The following is a 24,643-nucleotide window of genomic DNA, read 5'->3' on the forward strand; positions in this document are numbered from 1 at the left end:
AACATCCTGTTACTGCTTCTCGTTCCAAAATTCATAGAAATTAAACCAATTATCCGGCGCGAGGCGGCAATATGCCTCGAGGCGATCGGCATACCGCTGCGTCCACTGCTGCAAATCGATGGCGCGCTGATCGGGCGACAGCTCCATCCCGTCGCTAAAGGACTCGAGATGCACCTCATAACGGTTCCCTCCCCGGTACAGCCCGAAGAACAGGACCACCGGGGCATGGACGACGCGGGCCAATCGCATCGCGCCGGTTGGGAATCTGGCCTGCCCCCCCAAGAAGGTACAGGCGACAGTCCGGTCATGCTGCATCACACGATCGCCCATGATCCCGACGACACCACCCCTATCCAGACATTCCTTTACGTGCAGCATGGTGCCGGCTCCGCCGACCTGAATGACCGTCTCGGCGACGGTGGGATTCAACTCCTGAATCAGGTGACGAATCAAGGGCGCGTTCTGCTCGTCCATCAGGACGCGGATCTCGATGTGCTGACGGGACAGTCCTACGGCCCGCACGACTTCAAAACTTCCAAGGTGCGACCCCAGGAGCACACAGCCACGGCCTTTCGCCAACTCCCGGTCCAACACCTCTAACCCATGGATCTGAATGTCGAACAGATCGAACCGGCCCCGCAGAAAATAGACCCGGTCAAGGATCGTTGAGGCGAAGGCACGATAATGGCGATAGAGATCGCGCCACGTCACCGGCCGACCGAACAGCCGCTCGCGAAATTGCCCGATCGCGAGGCTGGCAGACCCTGAGGCCAACAGAAAGTACAGACAGATCGGATGGAGCAGGACCCGAGCGGTCGGACGGCCCAGCGATTGCGCCACCCAGGCCATCACCCGGATGGCCGTCGGACTCCCGCGTTCCTGCTGCTGCTGCCAAGCGAGGCTCACGGCCGTTCCCTGTGCGCCGTCGCGCCAGGCATGAACTCGATGGTACCGGACGCCACGAGGCGGCCATCCACCCGGCAAGAAAATGTGGCCTGCCCGGCTGCCTCTTCATTCACACGAATGGTCACGGCCTCGCCCGGCCGGATCGGAGAAGAAAATTTCACTATCGGCAGGCCCTTCACCATCAATGGCGCAGCCAATCCCCGACGCAGGACGTCGAGCACTTCGTTCAGCAGGACCACGCCAGGCACGACGGGATAGCCGGGGAAATGCCCAGCCAGCGATGGATGATCATGGCTGATGGAGAGCACCCACTCATGTACCATGGCCCTGCCCTGCCAGCCATTGCCGGGCCAGCTCACGTACCGATTCCTGTGGTAATTTTCCTGTGGCATTGCGAGGAAGACTGGGCACACAGACCAAGGGACGCGGGAGAAACACCGGATCGATGTGGGTCCGTAACGCGCGCTGAATCTCCTCGCTGGTTTTTCCCGGAGCCACGACAAAGGCCATCAGCCTGGTGACGAAGTCGGAGCCCTCCTCGGGCAAATAGAACACACCGTCCTGCACCCCCTCGACCTCCAGCAGTTTTTGATTCAAGTCGCCGAGCGATACCCGATGGCCGGCGACATTGATCTGGTCTGCTTCACGGCCATGGACGACGAACAGCCCCTGCGCATCGACCGTAATACGATCCGGCACCCGAACCGGAGCGGGAAGGTAGTCCGTCTCTACGGTCCACCCCCTCTCGCTGGATTGAAGCCGCACTCCATCTAAGGGCCGCCAGGAATTGCCCGCAGTCGTCCGTCGCTCCGCGACACTGCCGGCTTCGGCAAATCCGAAAATTTCGTGTACCTCGGTGTGAAAATGCCGTTCAGCTTCTTGGGCCAAGTCCTGAGAAAGGGGAGCGGTGGCGGAGAGGATCAGCCCGACCGGCGGCATTCTCACGCCTTCGGTCATGCAGGCGCGAAGATGCAAGGGTGTGGTCACGAGAATCCTTCGCCCCTCGACGTCGGCCAATGCGCTCAGGATGTCGGCCGGGAAGAGCGGTCGCCCGGCATGCATGACCAATCCATGCATGAGGGGCAACATGACGGAGGCTTCGAGGCCGAACATATGTTGATGCGGAACGGTGGCCACCACCGAGGCGCGATCGCCGCCTGTGATCCCAAGCCTGGATCCGGTTGCGTAAGCCACGGACGTCAACGCCCCCCACGTTTTCTTGTTGGGCATCGGCTGGCCTGTGCTCCCGGAGGTGAAGGCGATCGCCACGACTTGATTCAAGGGGACCAGGGGAATCTCATCCGGCCAGGGAGCCAGGCCCCGTCGATGTGGCATCGCGACAGATTCGATCCCGTCGATCCTCTCGTCACGATCGGTCAGGGCGTAACTCTCGGGGTAATCGCCGGCGATGCGGCGAAGGGTCTGGACCGCCCGGCTTTGAGGCAGCAACGTCAACTGCCGCCGGAGAATGGCCGCGGCAAATCCCACCAGAAACTCGTAGCGGCTCGTTGCGAGATTGATGACGGTGAGCCGATCGGGCAAGGACTCCGCGAGTCGAGCGACGTCGGATAAAAACTGCCGCGCCGAGCGTGAACCATCCGGCTCATGCGCCAGCACATCGTCCGGACTGTAGGGGCCGATCAAAGGGCTATCGTGCATGGCCCCACCCGCGGTCACTTCGTGCGGTTCTTCACAATCGCGTTGGCCAACGCCCGCAGGGAGGAAAAGATCGCTTTGATATCTGGATCGCTCGACTTGAGTTGATAGCCGTACGTTTGTGAAATGGCCAGCGAAAGCTCCAAGGCATCGATCGAGTCGAGGCCGAGCCCCTCTCCGAACAGCGCGGCGTCAGGCTGGATCGTAGCCGGATCGATCTTCAGCTTGAGCGTCTGGACGATCAAGTTCGCGACCTCTTGTTCAAGCGGCAGTGACTTTGAATCTTCCATATTCGTGCTAGGCTTTCACGGCCCGGTAGTCCCGCAAGAGTCCGTTGAATAACTCGTGCAGCGAACAATCGGTCAACCCGACCTCCCGTAACGCGCCGAGGATCGTCTCCGGCGAAACACAAAACTCGGTCGTATCCCACCAATAGGCCATCAATGTTTTCATGTCCCGATTCCCGGTCGAGGCGGCAAAGGCGATGCCCATGACCGTCTTGATGTAAAAGCGCGACAGGGACAGCAGCAGCGGAGAACGAGGCCGACAGATGTCTAGCAGCAGCACGATCCCTCCTGGCTTGAGCACGCGCCGATACTCAGCAAACGCGGTCTTCAAATCGGAGACATGCCGCATGGCATAACCCATGCTCAAGAAATCGAAACTCTGATCGGGAAAGGGCAGCTGCTCTCCTATGCCTCGCACCACATTCCGGCAGGGGCCCTTCTGAGCCTCCCGCAACATGCCCATGCTCGGATCCAGCCCAACCACTCTACCGGATGGGCCAACCAATTCATGGGCACCTTGCGAGACTAACCCAGGCCCGCAGGCGACATCGAGCATATGCATCCCGGGCTTCAGTCCCGCTTCCCGGAGCGCCTTTTTCCGATACCAGATCCCAGAACCGAATCCGGTGGCCATATCGATATGGCGATACTGATAGGCTGTCCGATCGAACAGCTCATTCAGAAACACTTGCCGTTTCTCGTCCTCGGAATAGTATCGGCGCAAGGGGGGATGGGGCGCGACAGGCACCATCGGTACGTGGGATGCGGGCTGCTCACTGGATGGATCTGTCCTGTAACTCATGATGGGCTCCTGGAAACCCGTGACTCACTCTTGTAGCAGGACTCTCTGGTACGGGCAAGGGGCGATGCCAATTAGAAAAAGGCTTGGACGGAGAAGACCAGGTCATTATCCCGGTCCCGGTGGTTATATTCCAGCCGCAACGCCCAGTTCTGCGAGAGCGTATAGCGCGACCCGGCATACCAGCGGATGTCGTCGGACTTGTCTCCGAGTGCATACCGTAAATAGGAGCCAGACAGCATCAACTTCCAGCGATCCGTTACGTCGGTCAACATCCCGACCGTCCCGCCGCCTCCAATCCGATGCCGCTCTTCGTAGGCTCTGCTGTAGTTGGCTTCCGCTTCTGCAAAGGCGAAATAGACTTCCCGCTTCAGCAGATGGGTCTCTGCCGCAGCGCCGATGCCTCCGTTGAATACGCCGTTGCTGCAGAGTTGGCAGCCGTTGTGCCGGATCGTCTGCATCCCCAGGTTCACCTTCCAGGAGGGCAGCTGAGAAAGTGAATCCATCGGAGCCAGCGAAACAATATTGATCGGGCTAAACTTCTCGACGCGGGCCTGCGATTGGTGATGGTAGTGGCGTACCGATACCGACATGATTTCTATTTGCGCATTGGGGGTGAACCCCGGCTCCGGATCCAACAGGTCTTGGTAGGCTGCACGGAGGGTCGCTTCTTCAAACGCACGATGGTTGCGCCATCCGGCTCCCGTTGAGATTCGACTGGTTCCATGACCCAAATCAGGCCGTGTGACATAGGGCTCGACCGATACATCACGCGGCGTCACTTTCAATTCGCTTCTGGCACGCAGGATCGTTCGATTCTTATCTCGAAATGGCGCACCCTCTTCTCCCCCGACCGCACTATGCTGCAGGAGATAGTCCGATGCCGTTTCCAATACGAAGGCCTGTCGATCCGGCTGCAACAGGCGGAACCCCTCTGCCTGTAGCTCTGCGGGATTTCGGATCAGGCGATCGAACCAGGTTCGCTCTTCGATCGCCATCGACGCGCGCTTGCGCCGCACCAACGTACTCCTGGATGGCCGGGATACCACTTCGTCGACCAGCCCGGACTCCCGCAGCAGCCGAACGGTATCGACCGGAATCGTGTAGAGCGGAAACCGGTCGAGTAGATGGATCGAGGGCTCGGCTACTTCAATGAGAGAGAGGATGTGATAGGCGCAGTTTTCACCGAAGAAAAAGTAATCGAAATAGGCGTTCCCCAACTCCCACGCATGCATGAGGAGTCGCCTGATTTGCGGGGCCGTCAGATTGAGTCGGTACTCCCAAATATCCCGATTATCGATGTCGCGATATTCCTGCACCTTGAGATAGTACGGAATGGTCGAAAAATATCCAGGATACGCCCCGAAGACACCCTTGACCGCATATTCAATCCCCGCATCGGGCGGCAATTGTGCCGCGTAGTTGATCGTATAGGCGAGGATGCGGGTCTGCGGCGTCTGCTCCTTTCCGTCCACGCGTAGAAATGTGTGGCCGAACATGGAGGAGGGGTTATTCATGAACCCGGTCGGAAAGATGACGGTGATCGCAGCCGCATTGAAATCGTCGAACCAGCGCGTGAACCGTTCGCACGGCTGCTGGGGCAATCGGCGCCCGTCGAATTGAAGTCGCTCGTTGAGCCAATAATACCGAGCGATAAAGGCGCATTGCGCCGGCTGCTTTGAGCGCCCGACGAGTTCATCTGAGAAAAATTTTGCCAGGGTCGCCGCCAACTCGGCCTGAGAATCGGTCTTGCCGTCCGGAGACAGGAAGAAGCCAGGATCGTCTTGCATGCTCTCGATCCCTCCGAAGAGAGTCCGATGGTAATGCAGCAAGACCTGCCATTCACGCTCATCGGCGAGGCGCTCCACAACGGCACGATCAATGAGTTCGTTCAGATAGGAGACGTCGTCGGATTGAGCGGCCCAGCTTGAAACAGAACCGGGACCGAGGAGGACGACGAGGAAGAGGAAAAAGAAAAAGATATCCCGGAAAAGACCGTGGGGTTCCAGCACATGAGACCGGAACCCCACGGAGACACCGTTACTGCTTCAGTGAAACTTTGGCCAGCATCGGATGCGTGGCCACCGCTTCGTTGAGCGCCTTCACCATCGCAACCGGGGAGGTTTCACCCGCGGTGACGAGCGACGCATACTTTTCCTGCGTCATGGCAAAAAACGCCGGTTGTTGATCGGCGGGAATCCCCATGAGCGTCGCCAAGGACGCGATATGCTCGCCATGGCCCTGCGCCATATCCTGAGACAGGTTCTCGAAATTCAAGGCTGCAAAGGCATTGACCTTGTGCTCCGCCCAGAACTTACCATCGTTGGTGCAGCCGGATGTCCCGCTGGTGATCCCGAACGTCTGGTTGCCCATGAGCCCGTTCGTGGTCGCTTCCATGGTCTGGATACCGATGACCTTCTGGTGGGGATAATTCTGCCAGGCCAACTTGCCGAGACCACAGCCTGGTCCGGTGTCAGGATTGGCTGCCATCGCAAGTCCACCCTGCATCGCCAGAAACACTCCTACCATTCCGAGCATAATCACTTTTTTCATAGGCCCTCCTCATAATAATGATGGTGGTGAGTCGCACGGCCACGATATGACTCAATAACTTCGGCAATTATAGCCTAACTATTCGAGAGTGCCACAATTTTTTTCCTGCTCGCCGGTCCACGATCATCCCGAAGAACAGGACCGCCCCCATTCATTTGTCCTGTATCTCTCCGCTTCCTTTGATCCCGCTATTCCAATGATCGACCTTCTTCATCAGCCGGATCATAGAGACCGTGGGTATCGGCAATGACACCAAGTCGAATCGTGTTCTTCCGGCTCACGGAGCGACGACCGGCGGAGATCCGAGCGAGGCCTGGACCTGTTTCCAATTGAACGTAAAGGGCTCCGGAGATTTCTTCGGCAAGGCCGCTAACTCCGCCTTCAGTCGTTCGGCCCTGGCTGTGCTCATCGGATGCGTCGAGAGCCATCCCATCCGCCCCTCGTCTTTTTCCGAGAGCCGCTCGAAAAACTTGATCATGCCGGCGGGATCGATCTTGGCCCGCTGAAGCAGTTGCAAACCCGTCACGTCCGCTTCGGTCTCCTGCTCCCGGCCGAATTTAAGGGTGAGCAGTTCGACGCCGACTTGCTTCATCATCCCGACGAGGCCCTGTTGATCACCGAGCACAATCGCCACTACGGTCATCAGCCCAAGACTCTTGACGACCCGCTCAAGCCCATGGCGCTGCAACACATGGTTGAGCTCATGGCTCATGACGCCCGCCACTTCTTCACCGCTGTCCGCTTTTTTCATGAGCCCGGTGAACACCACCACATGCCCGCCTGGCAGCGCGAAGGCATTGACGACGTCGCTCTTCACGACGGTCACTTCAAACGTATAGGGATTGTTGGCGATCTGTTCGGTCAGCCGCTGTGTCATCTCTCCCAGCGCAGTGACTGCCGGACCTTCCGTCATCACCTCTTGATGGGCAAGAAAGTCCCGATAGGCCGATTCCCCCAGCTTTTGCTCCCACTCCACCGGAATCCGGCTCACGGCGACCTCGACCAACAGATCGGCTCCGAACCAGAGGCCCAGTACCAGGGAGAGAATCGAACCGCCGACGGCAGCCCACAGGACACGATGGCGATGCCGCACCTGCCGCACCCGCTCGGCCGCCTGTTCAAACGGAGCGCTCAAATGATCCGGCGCGGCTTGGCGGAAGGCGCGTATCACGTCGTGGTTTTTGAGATAGAGCCTCCGCTCCCCCTGTGCGTGAGCCCACTTCACCACGAGATGGTCATAGTCGAGCCCGCCTGCCGAGACAGTGAGTGCAGAAAACGGGATCACCTCTCGCGCACCCTCGGTCCCCTCAGACTCGATGATGATCGTGAGACCCTCCCCATCGACCTGGACGACGCAAGGAGCACCGCTGGCGGGAAACTCGTTACCGAAACAAAGGGCGTTGGGAAGAAATTGAGTCATGGGGTGATTGACGATTGATTCATTAAAGATGGAGTGCCTTCGTGCGGATGCTCAAAACGGCGACCAACAAGGCCGCAGGCGAGAGACAACCGGAGGCGTACCCTTCGGGGTACGTTGAGGATTGTTTCGAGCCGAGAACGACGTTGGCCGGCGTTTTGAGCATCCGCTACTCGGAGACGGGGATGAATTGCCTGATCCACGCTCCGAAACTGCCTGGATTCCGGCTTTGAATGTACACAAGTCCGGGCCCTCGGAACCGGCACACAAATCCCTCGCCAGAGGTGAAGCTGGCGACCCATCCAGACGTGGCCTTTTCGATGTTGTAAGTCGTGGTGGCAGACCAGGCCACCAAGTGGCTGTTGTCCACGATGTATTCCTGATCTGGCTTCAACTCGATCTTGTGAATCGCCCCAAAGCTGTTCAGGACCAGCGTCCCTTTCCCGCTGATTTTCAAGATGAAGAAGCCTTCTCCGCCCAATAAACCACGGCTCAGGCTCTGCATTTTGCTTTCGATCACGATCGCGTCGGCGCCTGCAAGGAAACCGTCTTTCTGCACCATGTATTCGTTCACGCCATCGAGTTCCAAGATGACGATTTCACCTGGGACGGTCGGCGCCAGCAAGGCTTCACCGGGACCACGGCTGGCACGCAGCGTTTGGAAGAAAAACTTCTCTCCCGTCAGGAACTTTCGCGACAGGGCTCCAAGAAACCCACCTTCCATTTTGCTTTCGATGTCGATGGTCGGCGAACAGGCCACCATCGCACCAGACTCGGCCTTGATCGACTCGCCCGCTGCCAAATCCACCCGCACCATCGGAAATGCCCCTGGATATAAGATCTCGCTCTTCATCTTTGTCTCTCCATCACATGTGAGTCTTTCGAACTGTTGTCCGTTCGTTGCGTCGACGATTCTCTGGAATACCACCGGCAGTGTCAAGCAGCCAGCGCGAGCAAATGGATCAACGCTTGTTGATCACGGAGGGGAGAGAGACATGGATTACTTGGGTCGAGAGGGAGACATGGAGCGGCTGCTCTCAATCGCAACCGTTTGAATCGTGGGAATGGTAGCCGCAACATCGAGACGGAGATCGCCATCTTGATCCTTGCCGTCTTGCCCGACACTATACATCACGCCCCTCTGCTGGTTGACCAGCATGGGAAGACCCGTGAAGGGGTCGTAGTAGGCTTGCCCCGCCTTTGCAAGACGCGTGAGGACATTCCCCTCTTGCGGCCCTCGTCTAATCCAGACTTGCAGGCCCGCCAAACGAAGTCGAGCATCGGTCTCCACAATTCGTCCGACGTAGGGATCCCATGAGGGAAGCGGCTCGATACCGACGATGTGCTCGACCGGATTGGCCACATAATCCAACGCGCTGACCGCGGGAGTCCGGATGAAGCTGGATGGTTTCGGCAAGTTGGTGTAGCGCCCTTCGGCCACGGCTTTGCTCGCCGCCTCGTAATAGTCCGCATAGGCGTTGGCCCGACGCTGCACGGGGAGGGGCATCGCCGCTGCGAGGGAAACGTACAGCGGACGCTCATCGGTCTTGTCGTTCTTCAGGCTGCTCGGCACCGTCTTCGTGGCCCACACGAAATGGCTCTGCATCGGCCACCGGAGGGATAGTTCTACCTGATCGAGGGGGCGAACGATCTTGCCAAGCCGACCGATGGCTGCCGCATCGAGGTCCTGACGGGTCAAGAGTCCGGACGCAATGGCCACATCGTCCTGGACTGCCGTCGCGGCCAACATCTTGACCATCAACGTCTTCGACTGTCCCAGCGCGACGCGCCAGGACCCCATATCGCTTTCAAGTCGTCCAAGCCCGGTGTTGAGATCCTGCGCAAACCCTTCTGCCAGATACAGCCGATGGGCCAGCAGAACTTGTGCACAGTTTGGACTCACGATGTGTCCGTACCCTACATCTTCAAACGGCATCGACAACCATTGTTGATACCGCGTGAGGCCGACCGCTTCTTGAGCCACCCATGATCGTACGGCTGCAGCCTGCGGCTTCATCTGCGCCACGGGGTCGGTACCGCTGAACCACCCTCTCAACACATTGGCAGAGGCCCCGGTGGTCGTCCTCCCTGCCCCTTCATCACCGGCCATACAGGCCTGTGCCGCCTGGAGTTCCCGTCCCTCGGCCTTCCTCTCATAACCAGCTTGGAGTGGGTCCCGTTCCGAAGACGAGCCGAAACCAAGCAGCATAAAGTACCCGTTCTTTCGTGGGTCTATATGCGCCTGAGGGGAGCTAGCCGTCAGGTTGCGATAGGCCGGGGTCGGGGGCTCTTCCATGACGAGCCAGGCCACTCCCACCCCTCCGATCCCGATCGCGACCAGGGCCGCACAGGCAAGCGCCAACACCAAGCAAAGCATGACCATCGATTGCGTCGTCGAAAAACAGGACCCGATCATCGATGAGAGGCCACTGCGGATCCGAGCCACCCTCGTCGCAAACAATGGGAAAGGTCGTGACTGCGCCGTGCGATACTGCGTGGGAGCCTGGGGTCTCTGCCCCGTCGAGTCAAACAGGACATCCACCGCCGACGCAGCGACCGAGAATGCAGGTTCCGGCTTGGACGGGACAGATTCGATGCCGGAATCCTGCCACGTTGCCGGAGAGGAGGGACTAGGAGTCACAAATGTAATCGACTCACTCGCCCGCATCCATTCCGGTCTCGTATCCACTTCATGAACCACTGGCTCTACGACGGGAGCCACTGCTTCAACTGCAGGAGGAAGCGCCTCAGAGGGAGCCGACTCCCAATCGGCTCGCGGCATGACAACCGGCTCATATTCCTCTACCACCGGCACGGGAGCTGGGGGAACGCCTGTCGCTTCCCCTTTTTCCTTGTCCCAGTTTCGTTTTTTATCAGTCGGACGATGTGTTTGCACCTCGACTTCGCCAGTGCTCCAATGTGAGGGGGTCTCTATCGGAGCCAATAGCACCGCTGACTCCGCACTGGTTGTTTCAGAGAGCGGAGGAGCCTCGGCAGTCTGGACTGCTGTACTGGTTACTTCATCGTTGACTGCTGAAAAAGCCTCCGGTGCGGGTAGTGCTTCCGGAATCACCACTGAAGATGAAGTCTCCGGAGCGGCGGCGTCTTGAAATGACGCCACAGGCTGAGGATCCATGGAAAATGGGGACGATAGGGGCTCAGCCTCGCGAGCGAGTTCGATGGGCTCCGACATCGTCTGCACTGGAAGGTCCACCTCAAGAACATGTGCAATCTCGACCGAAAGAGTCGATGCCTCTTCCTGACGCAAGGGCTCTTCCGATAGAAACGCCGCGACGGATTCAGAAGGGTCTGGCTCTCTGATTACAGCTGTTTTTGAGATCGAGTCACGCTCTGCATTCAAGCCTGAAGCCTGAACCGATGGCACTGGACCTGGTTCCGTGAAAGAGAATGGCGGTGCTGGTGCTGCGGTGCTGACGGGGTCGGCGAGCGCTGGCTCTGGCGCTAATTCAGGCTGACCTGATTCCAACTCCCTCGCATCCTGTGGGATCATATCCGGCCTGGAGAATGAGCCAGGCGAGCTCGGCGCCGAAGTTCCCACGCCAAACTTCCATGCGCCATCAAACACGGAGTTCCATGAAAACGGAACAGATGCAGGAGAATCTGCGACAGAAGGGGTCGGGGCTTCAGGCTCTGAAACCACCGCATCGCTCAATGCACTCGGCAGCGTCGGCTCCGGCACAAACACCGGACTCGCCGGCAGCACTTCCTCCAATACTGGCTGCGACAGGAAGGAGAACGGCGGCACGTCAGGCTCTGCGACCACCGCGGGGCTTGCCGGCGAATCCACCGCATCGCTCAATACACTCGGCACCGCCGGCTCTGGCGTAAACTCAGAACTCGGCGGCAGCGCTGCCTCCGATTCTGGCTGAGCCATGAAGGAGAATGGCGGCACGTCAGGCTCCGCGACCACTGCAGGGCTTGCCGGCGAATCCACCGCATCGATCAACGCACTCGGCACCGTCAGCTCCGGCGTAAACTCAAAACTCACCGGCGTCGGCACCTCCGATTCTGTCTGAGCTATGAAGGAGAGCGGCGGCACGTCAGGCTCTGCGACCACCGCGGGGCTCATCGCCGAATCCACCCCGGACGACTGACTCGGCTCTGGCAATTCCTGGGAAAGAGTCAGGCTGGCCGCCTGATCGGATGCAGGTCCAGACTGTGCCATGCTGGGCGAAGCAGGAAACGATTCGGCCCCAAAGAGTGGGGCCTCATCCGATTGAGCGGGAGGAGCTATCGACGGCGCCGCATCTTCAATTCTGATATTGGAATGCTCGATCTGTTCCCAAGGCATGGGAGCGGACAACTGCGGCGATTCGACGGGAGAGGGAATGGATATCCCGACCTCCGTTGCACGCTCCTCTAATATGTCCGGAATAGGCCCTTCTCCCACAACAGAGGGGGGCAATTCGAACATTGGCTGCCCAATCCCAATATCTCGATGTTCGAAAGACGAAAGCGACGGCTCGGCCGATACCATCGGAGGGGCAGACGGAACTTCCCCGGAACTCGGCAAGCACGACATCTCTGGCAAATGATCCTGTCCGGGAGCATCGGCTGACAGGATTAGCTCCGTCGACTCGGACAGTGGAACCAGCAATTCCTGAGGGATCGAAGAGACAGGTACCGAGTCGATCAAGACCTCCGGAACCTCGCTCGATTCAATGACGGGACTCGATGTCGCAGGTAGCGGAACATCTTGATGGCTCGGAGCACGATCGCCCGGCTCCCATGACATCACACCAGAAGAACTCGCCTCTTCAGTGGGAGCAAGGATTACATCCTGAGGCGGGACAGTATCGACTTCTGCTAACGTCGCTGCTTCAGCGACGACCGGAGCTGACCCTAAATAATCACCGGTTTGTATGTCGAAGAGCGAGGCGAACTGAAACGCCACAGAGCTGGCCGGTGCAAGCGTTCTCACCTTGGCATAGAGCTGAGACGGCTTCTTGGGATTGTCAGAGTCGGGACTCTCGATGAGAATATCGATGGCCTTGCCCAATTCGGCCACTGCGGCCATGGCATCACCCTTCTCCTCATACACATGCGCCAACTGTTCGAGAAATGGCACGCACCGAGGGCCAGCCGCTAAGTATTCACGCAAGAGGGATTCGGCTAACCAAAAGTCTTGCCTGCCGATCGCTTCATTGGCAAGAGATTCAAATGCCTGCCGAGCCGTAACGAGGCTGCCGAGTCGCAAATGCAGCGTGGCAAAGAGCCGGCGAGCTTCCGTATTATGAGGATCAAGAGTGAGCAGCTCTTTCAACGCAGCTGACGTCCGGCCGTATTTGCCGGCATTCATGTGCGTGATGGCTTCTTCGAGCAGTGCGCTCTTCTTGCTGTAGCCGACAAGACCCCGCTTCGGTGCCCGGGATGGAGCCTTTTTGTCCGTTTTTTGAGGGGGAGTTTTATCCGTCCGCACGCTTCAACCTTAGCAGATCATTAAAAGGTGCAACATGGCTCCCCAAGCCACTTTGCCAAAAATTCACATCCGTGTGGAGGCTCACGCTCGTCGAGGGGCAAACCAAGCAGAGAACTGCAATCCCAATGCCATTACAGCTTTCACATATAATTTGAGCACCCCTATCTTATTGAGGAGTTAGTCGATACCGTTATTCCCCCCTTGTCCCGTCTGGTCGTCAAAAATGAACAAGGCTGTCAGAAATCAGCAACAGGTACTGTGCCACGGCGTAGCTCCGCCGCTCAGCTCAATGTTCAGACGGAGACAAACGAGACACAATGAATGATCGGTAGCCTAACAAATAAAGAAGTTCGAGGCATTGCTCGAGCACGAAGGCATCGCTGTAGTTTGGTTGTGTCGATGGCAAGCTTATGGTACGGTCGTTCATTCCCATCTTCATGATCGATGTGATCCGGGGGATTACCGACCCCACCGCATACGCATACATTCATTGTTTGTAAATCATGAGTACTTTCTCTTTCGGACAATTTAAGTGGATCAGGCAGACCTCGCTCATCTGTCTGCTGGCAGTACTGAGTGGGTTTCTGCTTCCTCTCACCCTGCGGGCCGAACCTGGCGCAAGCTCCCCCGGTCGCGTCTCCCTCGACTTCAATGACGTTGAACTCGCTGTTTTTGTTCGTTTCATTAGCGAGTTGACCGGCAAAAACTTCGTCTTGGATGATGTCGTCAAGAAAGCCGGCGGGAAAATCAGTGTGTATTCCCCGACCAAGGTCACGCATGACCAAGCCTACAGCATGTTCGTGGCAGCGCTCGAGGTGAGCCGTCTGGCTGTCGTCCAGAAAGGCAATGTCAATCAGATCGTCGCGATGGGGGACCTTCCTCCAGAGCGAGGCGCATTCGTCTACAAACTCAAACATGCCAATGCGACAGACCTGGCCGCCATCCTGACTAATCTCGTTGCCCGATCTCAAACCGTGGCACAAACCTCACCGGGCACGAGACCGCTGTTCAGGCCCTTGAGCGAATTCGAAGCCCCTGTTCAAGTCTTTGCGGACAAAGCCACAAATTCGATCATCATCAGTGCGACCAAAAGCGCCTATACCAAGTTGCAATCTGTCATTCGAGACCTGGATACGCGCCGGAAACAGGTCTTTGTCGAAGCCGTCATCCTGGAAGTGCAGGTCGACCGGCTCAGACAGATCGGGAGCGACCCTCTTCAGGTCATCGGTTCAGGCAGGAGCGGTTCACTGCAAGGCATTGCCGGACTCAATAGTGCACCGGAAAACTTAGCCACCATTGCGCAGGCCATTAGCGGCGTGGCTGCAGGTGGGGCAACAGGGGGAGCATTCACGGTACTCAACACGGTCAATGTGCGGGCATTTCTTCAACTGTTGCTGAACCTCACAGACACCAACGTCCTCTCGACACCTCAGGTACTTGCCGCAGACAATCAAAAGGCCAAAATCGTCGTGGGTGAAAATCGTCCCTTCCCAACCGGCCAGGCCCAGGGAATCACGGGCGGTACGCTCGTCACGATCGAACGAAAAGACGTGGGCGTCACACTGGAGTTCACGCCCCAAGTCTTAGAAAACGACTTGATCCGCTTGGAGATCAAGCAGGAGATTTCCGCGATCGCGGAAAATGTGTCACAAACGATCGGGAGCGGAACATCATCCGTCCCCGTAGGACCGACCACGACCAAACGGTCAATGGAAACCACCACCATTGCGAAAGATCAACAGACCATCGTCATCGGCGGGCTCGTGCGCGACAATCTCGTTCTCAACGAACGGAAAGTCCCGTTCCTTGGAGATATTCCGCTCTTAGGCTGGCTCTTCCGCTTCCAAAGCCGGGCGACCGAGAAACTCAGCCTGCTGGTGTTTCTCACCCCAACCCTGGTCAGGGATGAAGCAGACATGGTGGAATTGAACGCCCGCAAAGCAGCGGAGCTGGGAACCCTGCAGCGAGAAAATCGTATCGAGGAGCCCACAAGGCTCAAGCAAGATGTCCTGGAAAAACTCGAACGCCCGAATGGTTCCCGGCAAGTCCCCCCCACTTCAGACCAGCCCGTAGCCCCTCAGCCGGTGCCACAGCCCTGAGCATGCCGTCGTCGCCCGAACCGGCAACAAATAGCTCCACCCCAACGCTGTCTCCGCAATCGACATCCACAATAGCTGTCAGGAATTTTTCACGCAGCGCGAACGCACCGTAGCGTTAACGGATCAATGTTACACCTATGCAGATTACTCGATCTGATGTATAGGGTGAATGCACGAGCGAACTCATAGCGTTTCTGGACGGGCATCCTGACTTCACATTCGACGAAATGTGGGCTACGGTCACTCCCTAAATACAAGTTGGCAAAGACGGAGGTGCCCGGCGAGCCCTGTGATCGGCTTCAGTGGTGCGCCACAGCACGATCAGTGCGCCCGCACACCGATCTTCCGATCAGCTCGCTGATCAAACCTTCCAACCGCAGTATATTCCATTTAGAATTTATATTATTATTCATCGACTTACATTGATTGTCGGCCATTCAAGCCCATCGGCCCTGTTTTTGCTGATGGATTCTCGATTCCTACGATCACTATAATGGAGCAATCAATGGACTTTATCTTCCTGATCATCGCAATAGGAGCTCCCCTCCTGGCAAGCGGATCGATCGCGCTGCTCGGGGCCACACTCGGCGAGAGGAGCTCCTCCATCGGGGTCGGTGCCCTGTGGCTCTCGACGGGCGCAGCGCTGGCTTGCCTCTATCAGGTCGTGCAAGGCGAGCCGCTGCTCCTCACGCTGTCCGGATTTCTTCCCGGGCCTCTGTCCTACACGATCCTGCTTGATCGACTTGCTGCGGTGATGATGGTCCTCATCACCGGCGTGAGCCTGGTGATCCACGTCTATTCACAACGCTATATGCAAGGCGACCAGGGCTACGTGCGGTTCTTTAGCCTGCTGGGCCTGCTGACCTTTGTGCTCTTGAGTCTGGTAACCAGTGGCAATCTATTCTGGCTCTTCATCTGTTGGCATCTGGTCACGTGGTTATTAGTCCACTTGCTCTCCTTCAATGCCGCCAGTGCTGCAGCGCGGGCGGCGGCTCTGACCACGTTGCGGGTGCAAGGATTCGGTGATGCCACCTTGCTTGCCGGTATTGTCCTCATCTACGCCAAGTTCGGGACCTTCGATCTCGCGGAACTGTTCCGTGCCATTCACACGTCTCCCGCGCCGGCCTTCTGGGCTGGAACCGTCTTTGAAATCAATGCCATCACGGCGATTACGCTGTTGAGCTTGATCGCGATCATGACGAAGTCCGCTCAATTTCCCTTCCACGTCTGGCTGCCTGGAACCATTGAGGCGCCCACGCCAGTCTCGGCCATGCTCCATGCAGGGATCGTCAACGCCGGAGGGTTCCTGGTCAACCGGCTGGCCCCGCTCTACGGCGCCGCTCCGGCGTCGCTCCATCTGATGTTTCTCATCGGAGGGCTGACCGCATTGATCGGAGCCACCACGATGCTGACCCAATCCAGCATCAAGCGGACGCTCGTCTATTCCACGATGGGACAGATGGGCTATATGATCATGGAATGCGGGCTCGGAGCCTTCGCCCTTGCCGTGTTTCACCTCTGCGCTCATGGGCTGTTCAAGGCCACCCTGTTCCTCAATTCTGGAGCCAACATTCAAAAAGCACGGAACGAGTTCAAACTTCCTGGGCATGAGCCCGTGGAAAAAGAGATTCGCTTCTCCTTGGTGACCTGGGCGACAGGCCTGGGGGTCACGCTGCTGTTGCCGTTGATCATCCTGCTCGCGGCCCACGGTCTCGTCCACATCCCCCTGTTTGAGACGCAGGGCACCTTGATCTTCTTGTTCTTTGCCTGGGTCACCTCGGCTCAAGCGATCTTCAGCCTCTATCGCCTTGATGCGGTGGCCTCGTGGAAAGTCTCCTTGACGATGGTGGCGACACTCGCCTTGATCGGCCTGACCTACTTGTGGGCCGGGGAATCCTTCACCCATTTTCTCTACCCGGACACCGAGCAGGTGGCAACCTATTTCCAGGCGGCATCTTGGCCGAAAGGCCTCTTTGATGCCGTGGTCGCCCTCGCGGCCGTCCTCGTGATTGGGGTCTGGATCCTCTTATACGGCAGGGCCCATGGAATGCGGTTCCTGGTTCCAGGCTGGCTGGGCACCCTCCAGACCCGCGCCTATGTCGCATTCCTCAACGGCCTCTACGTCGAGGATGCGCTGCGGGCCTGGGGAAGACGCTTAGGACGGATGAAGGCTCGACCACGCGAATAAAATAGGGCTGAATCGGAGTGTTGGCGATGACCATCGAGAGACAGACGTTCACCGATACGCAGCGCATGGAAGTGCGCTCCTACGTCCAATTGGCGAGAGAAGTCATTGCCCCGTATTGGCCGATGCGGACCTTCATCCATCACAATCCCTTACATGGGCTGGAAGGGCTGCATTTCGACGCGGCCATCAAGCGGGGGACACAGCTGTTCGGCGGCCGTGGGTATCTGAGCAACGAGACCTTTCGCCGCTACTTCAAGAGCGGGCGCATTTCCCCGGAAGACCTGCAGGCCACCATCGAGCCTCTTGCCGCTGCGAAACAGGTGACCTTTTCCGGTCGCACCACATCACACGTGGATGTGCTCATGGCGTCAATGGTGCACGGCATTTCCGAGACCCGGGTGAGTCAATCCGATCCGCCGGATCAGGACACACAGCAGGCCGTTCGCATGATTGAGTCCTGGCTCAAGGCCGTGGGCGCCGACGTTACGCCCCCCACCCTGTCGTTGATGCCGTGGGAGCCAGCGGAGCTTCCTCTCCGAGAAACTTGTGCCGTCTGGTGTGACCGGACGATCGGCACGACGATCGTCGAGACGATCAACCGTGAAATGGTCAAGTGGTGCAGCGCCTTCCTCGATGAGGGGGAAGCCTCCTGGGCGATGCCGGATCGCGGCAAGAAGTTTTACCAAGTGTGGAAGTCTCTGGCCACGCACGATATGAGCTTACGGCTCATCGGCATTCGGAATGCGGCGCAGAAAATCGCCGCTCTGTCCGATCGGTCGGAAGACGCCCTCTTAGAGAGTTTGACGATCTTACAAATTCCCAAAGCCGCGTGGGAGGAATATCTGGCGCACCAGTTAGCGGCCTTGTCAGGCTGGGCCGGCTACATCAAGTGGCGTGTCGATCAAGGCAACTATCCCTGGCAACAACAGCAGCCGATCGATCTGGTGAAATATTTGGCGGTCCGCCTATTTTACGAACGCGAACTGGTCGACCGAAGCTGCCGGGAGGCACTCGGATTTCCTGGAAGTGCCGACGCGATCCGCGCCTACATGGAGCGCTATCCCCACGCCTACTGGTTCCGCCGGGAATGGGTGGCAGGCTGTGTGGCGACGTCGGCCGCCAAACAGGCACGCCGGCTGAGCAAGGCCGGACGAGGGCCGGACGCCGACGCCTGGGAGGAACTGGGCCGTCAGGAGTTTCGCCAGGCGAACGACCGCCGGGCGGAGAAGGCTGTGACCCTGGCCGCGCAGCGACTGCTCGATCTGGCGCAAGCCCTGGAGATCGATCCTCCCGCCATCGAATCAACCGCTCCGTCTGATGTCCCTGTCCTGCTCAACTGGATCGAAGGATTTCCTGCCTCGCAGCACGGACCGCGATGGCTTGAGGCGTTTGAGGCCAGCCACCGCCGACAGGTACTGGCCGAACTGGCGACCGGAGTCCGCAAGGCTGCAGAAAACTCTCAGGCAGGAGATCACGCGGCCCCTTCACGACCGCTTGCCCAAGTGGTGTTCTGCATCGATGTACGCTCAGAGGTGTTTCGTCGTCACCTCGAACATCGCGGCGGGTACGAAACCTTGGGGCTTGCCGGATTTTTCGGTGTACCACTAGACTATCAGCCGTTCAATGCACAACATGCGGTGGCCCATTGTCCGGTGCTCCTGAAGCCCAAAAATCGGATTCGGGAGGTGCCTCGAAGCTATCATGTGGTGCAGGCCGAGCGGCACAAGATGGCGGCGCAACTCAGCAAGGCCGCGCACATGCTCCTGCACGACTTGAAGGAAAATATCGTCACGCCCTATGTCATGGTGGAAGCGGTCGGGTGGCTGTTCGGCCTGCCCCTGTTCGGGAAGACCCTGTTCCCTGGCCGGTACCACGCGATTTCCCGGTGGTTGAAGGCGCTCCTCATGCCCTCCATCGCCACGACGTTGACGGTCGAGAAAATTACGTGGAGCGAGGGCGAGGAAATGGTCGCGACCGAACAGCAGGCGAAGATCCGTGAAGTCGTGCGCGAGCGGTTCGGCTTGCACGGCGCGGCTCTCTCGTCCTCGCTCATGGAACAGATTCGCAGAAAGGCCATGGGAACGGCGGACGGAACCAGCAACGACGTGGCCCGAACCTTGGCCCTGTCGCCGCAGGACGAAGAACTGTTCTACGAGCGGCTCCGCCGGGAGTACGGCATCAGTCCACGAGGCGTTTCGGATCGGCTCCACCGTATCACGCATACCGGCTTCTCCACGACCGAGCAGGCCTATTTCGCCGAAGCGGCGCTACGGCTCATGGGGCTCACCTCAAACTTCTCCCGCGTCGTCCTGTTCTGCGCACATGGCAGCACCTCGCTCAATAACCCCTACGAATCGGCGCTCGACTGTGGCGCCTGCGGAGGCAACCAGGGCTTGCCCAATGCGCGCGCCATCGCGGCGATGGCCAATAACCCAACCGTGCGTGAGTTATTGCAAGCACGCGGCATCAAGATTCCAGGCGATACCCATTTCTTCGCCGCGCAACATGACACCACCAGCGATTACGTTCGCATCGTGGATTTGGAGGACGTGCCTGCCACGCACCGGAAAGATCTCCAGCGCCTGGCAACAGACTTGGCCAACGCCGGGGCACGGACCGCACTCGAGCGAGGCACCTTCCTCGACGAGGGGGCCAACAGGATCGACCCCTCGACGGCCCAGCAGCAAGCCACGCGACGGGGCGACGACTGGGCACAGGTTCGTCCGGAATGGGGGCTCTCGAAGAACAGCCTCATGGTGATCGGGCGGCGCGAATTGACTCAGTCCGTCAATTTGCACGGGCGATCGTTCCTCCACTCCTACGATCATCGGCAGGATGCGTCGGGCAGATTACTGGAAACCATCATGACGGCCCCGTTGGTGGTGGCGCAGTGGATCAACATGGAGCATTACTTTTCGACGGTCGATAACGAGGTCTACGGCAGCGCCAGCAAGGTCTACCACAACGTGGTCGGCCGCATCGGGGTCATGACCGGCGTCTGGAGCGATCTGCGCATTGGTCTGCCCGCCCAGACGGTCTGGAATGGGCACGAGCCCTACCACGAACCTATGCGGTTGCTGGCCGTGATTGAAGCGCCCAAAGACCGTATCCGCGCCATCATCAATCGGCAACCGCTGCTTGAACAATTATTCGATCGGAGGTGGGTGACGCTCGTGGCCTTGGAACCTCGGGACGGCGCGTTTTATCAGTACGATGGCATGAGCGAATGGACATTATTAGGAGGAGAGTCGCATGATCAGCTTAACACTGCATCCCATGAAAGAAATTAAGATCGTAGTCGAGGGCGAGCAGGTCAAATTTGTGACCGACATGCTGGATCGTGTCGGCGCAACCGGCTACACGATCATCAACAATGTATCGGGCAAGGGCCATCACGGATTTCATGAGGGCCATTTGCTCTTTAACGACACCAGCAGCCAGGTGATCGTCTTCACGGTCGTGCCGGAAGAGCGAGTCGAACCGATTCTGGCGGGCCTGGGTCCGCTCTTCAATAAACATTCAGGCGCGATGTTTGTGACGGACGTGGCCGTCAGCCGTCGTGATCGCTTCGTCGCCAAATAAGAAGGCCGGTCGCCCCGGTCCGCTCGCGCCGATGCCTCCCTTGAGGGTCTGCGCCAGACGGGGCATACTGCCCACGCGACGATAAGAGCTCTTTTGCTCCTGTGCGCTGCCTAACTGAGTACCAATGCCTATGCCTTCCTCACGTCGATCACGTCCCAAGCTATCCGCCCAGGCGCAATCGGACATCGCCGCCGGGGAAGTCTTGGTGTGGCTCAGTGACTGCATCCAGGGCGGCCTCTGTTTTGTGTCCCACGGCGCCGTGATCTTCGAAAACGCGCAGTTCGGAGAGCTGGTCGAGGCACCTCATCCGGGGTCGGAGCTTCCGCTGCGAACGCGTCTTCTCGATGAGGCGATGGCCTGGAATCACGAACCGCTCGGAGCCCGTGACACAACGGAATATCGCATGACGGATCGACAGGGCGATCCGCTCATTTACGAATGCCGATTCAACGTCGTTCCCTATCGCGGCGACAACGGCGTGCTCATCGTGCTGGAAAATGTCACGGAGCGGACTCTGCTCTCGCAGGAAGCCTCCCAGGTGGCCCGGTTTCAGTCGGTCCTCGCGCGCATCGGAACGCTGGCGGTGAGCGGAACCCCGGTCCAAGAAATCATGAACGAGGCCGCGCGCCTGACGGCCGAGGCCTTGCACGTGGAACTCTGCAAAATTCTCATTCCTCGTGAGTCGGATGAGCACCTGTATCTCGTCGCCGGTACCGGGTGGCCTGAAGGGCTCATCGGAACCTTGACGGTAGAGGGAGGTACGCATTCTCAGGCGGGTTTTGCGATCCGCGAACGGCAGCCGGTAGTCGTGCGCGACTTGCGCACAGAAACGCGCTTCATGCCCTCGAAGCTCCTGTCGGAACATGGCGGCATTGCCGGCATGAGTGTGCCCATGATGGTGCAGGATCGGGTGTACGGGGTCATGGGGGCGCACTGCAAGTCCGTGCGTGATTTTTCACCCAAAGAATTGGAGTTTCTCCGCTCGGTCGCCAACACGGTAGCCACCGTGCTCGAACGATGGCGGCGAGAAGAAACGCAGCTTCAGCTCTATCACCGGATGTTCGAACTGGTGCAGGACGGCGTCATGTTAACCGATACGCAGGGGGCGCTCCTGGAATGGAACCCCGCGATGGAACGTCTGTCGGGCTGGACACGGCACGAGGTCATCGGGCGAACGCCGTCGTTACTGAGATCCGGAAAGCATCCGCCGGAATTCTTCGAGCGCATGTGGCAGACGATCCGCTCCGGGTCGGCCTTCGTCGACCGTGTGGTGAACCGCCGCAAGGACGGGTCCGAGTTTCTGGCGTGGGAAAGCGTGAGCCCGGTCAAAGACCCGGACGGGACCATCCGCTACTTTCTCGCCATCCTGACCGACCTCAGCGAGCGCGAACAGATGCTGGAAGCCCTGCGCCATACGGAACAGGTGAAACTCGTCGGCCAACTCGCCGGCGGCATCCTCCACGAAGTCCGCAATCCTCTTATCGGACTCGGGAGCCTCGCCACCCATCTGGCCGACCAGGACACGCTCCCTCAAGCCGCGCGCGACCGGTGCCGCTTGATCGCGCGCGAAGCGGCGCGGATCGACGACCTCCTGGAATCTCATCTTGGGCAGTTGCGGCCACGACCCTTCGAGATCGCCCCCTGTGACCTGTCCTCGCTGCTTGACGACACCCTGACCCTGTTGCATCCGAACCTATCGAAGCACCGCGTGTCCGTGAAGAGAAACCTGGCCGCGAACCTTCCCTTGGTGGAGGCCTCGCGAGCCCATATGCTCCAGGTGTGTCTGAACATCGCCATGAATGCGATCGACGCGATGCCGAACGGCGGAGAATTGACGATCACCCTCAGGCCGGAGACCAGGCGAGGCCTAGGGCTGCTCATGACTGTCGCCGATTCCGGGAAGGGCATCTCCCCTGAAAACTTGCAGCGCATCTACGAACCGTTCTTTACGAATGGAAAAGCCAAAGGTGTCGGTCTTGGGCTGACCATTACCCGCGACATCATCGAGCGACATGGCGGCCACTTGCTGATTCACAGTCCACCTGGCAGCGGGGCCGTCGTGGACGTCTGGCTTCCACTGAAATGCGAGGGCTAACATGGCATGGCAACTTCTACTGGTCGAGGATGAAGCGTCCGTTCGGGAGGCCTTCGCCCTGCGTCTCACCGGCCAGGGCTACCTCGTCCAAACGGCGGGATCGGGGGAAGACGCCCTCACCCTCCTGCGCTCCTTCGAGCCGGATATCCTGGTGTTGGATCTCGTCATGCCCAACCTCTCGGGCCTGGACGTCCTCGCCCGGGTGAAACAAACCACACCGGAGCTTCTCGTGATCGTGCTGACCGCCAGAGGAACGGTAAAGGATGCGGTCGAAGCCATGCGGCTCGGGGCCTTCGATTTTGTGGCTAAGTCCATCGACATGGACGATCTCCACCACACCCTGCGCCGCGCAACGGATCTGCTCACGCTGCGCCGGCAGGTCCAACTGCACACCAGTCAGGATGCAAAGGGCTATGCGATCGATCGCATCATCGCAAACAGTCCCGCCATGCAGACGTTTATGCAGCAGGTTCGGGAATTGGCCAAGAGCGATCGCGTGACGGTCCTGCTCCAAGGCGAGACCGGGACCGGCAAGCAGTACATGGGCCGCGTGATCCATTTCAACAGTCCACGGGCAGACAAGCCCTGCATGGAAGTGGATTGCCCCTCTATCCCGCGCGAACTGTTCGAGAGCGAATTGTTCGGCCATGAGAAGGGATCGTTTACGGGGGCTGCAGGACGAAAATGCGGACTGCTCGAACTGGCCGATGGCGGGACGGTCCTCTTCGATGAAATCGGCGACTTGCCGCTCCCCCTGCAGGCGAAGCTCTTACGGGTGATCGAAGAGCGGACGTTGCGTCGCGTCGGAGGCGCGGCCACGATCCCTGTGGATGTCCGTTTCATGGCCGCGACGAATCGTGATCTCAAAGAGGCGGTCGCGAAGGGCGAGTTTCGCGAGGATCTCTACTATCGGCTCAACGTCGTGACGCTCACCGTCCCGCCGCTCCGCGAACGAGGCGACGAGATCATTCCTCTCGCCGAGCAGTTTCTCATTCGTTCTGCGGTGGCGCTCAAGAAGCCGGTCCGCACATTGGGCGCGAGCGCACAGGCCCTCTTGCGCCAATACCGCTTCCCCGGCAATATCCGTGAGTTGAGCAATCTCATGGAACGGGCCGTCCTGTTCTGCCAAGGCTCAACCCTCGAAGCCGCCAACTTTCCCTCCGATGTCCATAGCGGAAGCCTGCCATCGGTCCCAGCAGCGCAGACACATCCGATTCCTGCATCGGATGCGTCCGATCCCACCGCCGTCCAGATCTCCTTTCGAGTCGGAGAGCAATCGCTGAACGATCTTGAAGATCGGATCATCGCCGAGGTGCTGCAGCGGTCAGACGGCAACAAGACCCTAGCCGCCAAACATCTCGGCATCACGCGCTGGATGCTGGACCGGCGGCGCAAACCGTAAATCCTCCACCTACGGCCCCTCCTCCCTCTTGTCTGGCGTCCCAGCCCCCTGCTCTCCACCCACGCCTCAGGGCATCTGTACGACAACGGTGAGTGCGGCCATGCACGATCGTTGGGCACACCGTGCATGCACACACGGTTTCACCGACGGAACACGAGCTCTCCGCTCCAGCTCTTTTCAGTGGGTGGGAGGCCCACGGGAAGATTCGTGAGTCGCGGT

16 protein-coding genes are annotated in these 24,643 nt (G+C 58.9%); 6 read left to right on the plus strand and 10 right to left on the minus strand.

Going from position 1 to position 24,643, the window contains the following annotated elements; all coding sequences use genetic code 11:
• Nucleotides 1–9: 9 nt before the first annotated feature.
• From Q8N00_15430 to Q8N00_15475, 10 genes are all read right to left on the minus strand, one after another.
• Entirely contained in the window at nt 10–906 is an 897-nt protein-coding gene (locus Q8N00_15430; protein ID MDP2384182.1) for a lipid A biosynthesis acyltransferase, read from the minus strand.
• Complete coding sequence (locus Q8N00_15435) at nt 903–1,229, minus strand: hypothetical protein (protein ID MDP2384183.1); 327 nt, start codon at nt 1,227–1,229, stop codon at nt 903–905. The genes Q8N00_15430 and Q8N00_15435 overlap by 4 nt, the downstream gene beginning before the upstream one ends.
• Complete coding sequence (locus Q8N00_15440; GenBank protein MDP2384184.1) at nt 1,219–2,565, minus strand: AMP-binding protein; 1,347 nt, start codon at nt 2,563–2,565, stop codon at nt 1,219–1,221. Before Q8N00_15440 ends, Q8N00_15435 begins: the two co-directional genes overlap by 11 nt.
• Nucleotides 2,566–2,579: 14 nt before the next feature.
• Nucleotides 2,580–2,852 carry a phosphopantetheine-binding protein gene (locus tag Q8N00_15445; GenBank protein ID MDP2384185.1) on the minus strand — a complete coding sequence of 91 codons (273 nt, stop codon included), beginning with the start codon at nt 2,850–2,852 and terminating at the stop codon, nt 2,580–2,582.
• A 7-nt stretch (nt 2,853–2,859) separates the two neighbouring features.
• Nucleotides 2,860–3,651, minus strand: a complete 792-nt coding sequence (locus Q8N00_15450; GenBank protein ID MDP2384186.1) for a class I SAM-dependent methyltransferase — start codon at nt 3,649–3,651, stop codon at nt 2,860–2,862.
• Nucleotides 3,652–3,722: 71 nt separating this feature from the next.
• On the minus strand, nt 3,723–5,678 hold the full coding sequence (locus Q8N00_15455) for a DUF4105 domain-containing protein (protein MDP2384187.1): 1,956 nt from the start codon (nt 5,676–5,678) through the stop codon (nt 3,723–3,725).
• Nucleotides 5,679–5,688: 10 nt separating this feature from the next.
• Nucleotides 5,689–6,201, minus strand: a complete 513-nt coding sequence (locus Q8N00_15460) for a DUF3015 domain-containing protein (GenBank protein MDP2384188.1) — start codon at nt 6,199–6,201, stop codon at nt 5,689–5,691.
• Nucleotides 6,202–6,478: 277 nt separating this feature from the next.
• Complete coding sequence (locus Q8N00_15465) at nt 6,479–7,621, minus strand: M48 family metallopeptidase (protein ID MDP2384189.1); 1,143 nt, start codon at nt 7,619–7,621, stop codon at nt 6,479–6,481.
• Between the two features lie 166 nt (nt 7,622–7,787).
• The gene (locus Q8N00_15470) at nt 7,788–8,471 is read right to left on the minus strand and encodes a TIGR00266 family protein (GenBank protein MDP2384190.1); all 684 of its coding nucleotides are present in this window, start codon (nt 8,469–8,471) and stop codon (nt 7,788–7,790) included.
• Between the two features lie 147 nt (nt 8,472–8,618).
• On the minus strand, nt 8,619–13,058 hold the full coding sequence (locus Q8N00_15475) for a hypothetical protein (GenBank protein ID MDP2384191.1): 4,440 nt from the start codon (nt 13,056–13,058) through the stop codon (nt 8,619–8,621).
• A gap of 503 nt (nt 13,059–13,561) precedes the next feature.
• On the opposite strand from Q8N00_15475, the gene Q8N00_15480 reads away from it, so the two are divergent.
• The 6 genes from Q8N00_15480 to Q8N00_15505 all read left to right on the plus strand — a co-directional run bounded on the left by Q8N00_15480 (nt 13,562) and on the right by Q8N00_15505 (nt 24,424).
• Nucleotides 13,562–15,157: a secretin N-terminal domain-containing protein gene (locus tag Q8N00_15480; GenBank protein ID MDP2384192.1), complete on the plus strand. Its 1,596-nt coding sequence runs from the start codon at nt 13,562–13,564 to the stop codon at nt 15,155–15,157.
• 505 nt (nt 15,158–15,662) lie between these two features.
• Nucleotides 15,663–17,345, plus strand: a complete 1,683-nt coding sequence (locus Q8N00_15485; protein ID MDP2384193.1) for a proton-conducting transporter membrane subunit — start codon at nt 15,663–15,665, stop codon at nt 17,343–17,345.
• A gap of 26 nt (nt 17,346–17,371) precedes the next feature.
• Nucleotides 17,372–20,635 carry a DUF2309 domain-containing protein gene (locus Q8N00_15490; protein ID MDP2384194.1) on the plus strand — a complete coding sequence of 1,088 codons (3,264 nt, stop codon included), beginning with the start codon at nt 17,372–17,374 and terminating at the stop codon, nt 20,633–20,635.
• Nucleotides 20,598–20,927: a P-II family nitrogen regulator gene (locus Q8N00_15495; protein ID MDP2384195.1), complete on the plus strand. Its 330-nt coding sequence runs from the start codon at nt 20,598–20,600 to the stop codon at nt 20,925–20,927. The genes Q8N00_15490 and Q8N00_15495 overlap by 38 nt, the downstream gene beginning before the upstream one ends.
• A gap of 130 nt (nt 20,928–21,057) precedes the next feature.
• Complete coding sequence (locus Q8N00_15500) at nt 21,058–23,022, plus strand: PAS domain S-box protein (protein ID MDP2384196.1); 1,965 nt, start codon at nt 21,058–21,060, stop codon at nt 23,020–23,022.
• A 1-nt stretch (nt 23,023) separates the two neighbouring features.
• A complete protein-coding gene (locus tag Q8N00_15505) occupies nt 23,024–24,424 on the plus strand; it encodes a sigma-54 dependent transcriptional regulator (GenBank protein ID MDP2384197.1) in 1,401 nt (466 codons plus the stop codon).
• Nucleotides 24,425–24,643 lie beyond the last annotated feature (219 nt).

The organism is Nitrospirota bacterium, assembly GCA_030684575.1.
GTDB lineage: Bacteria > Nitrospirota > Nitrospiria > Nitrospirales > Nitrospiraceae > Palsa-1315.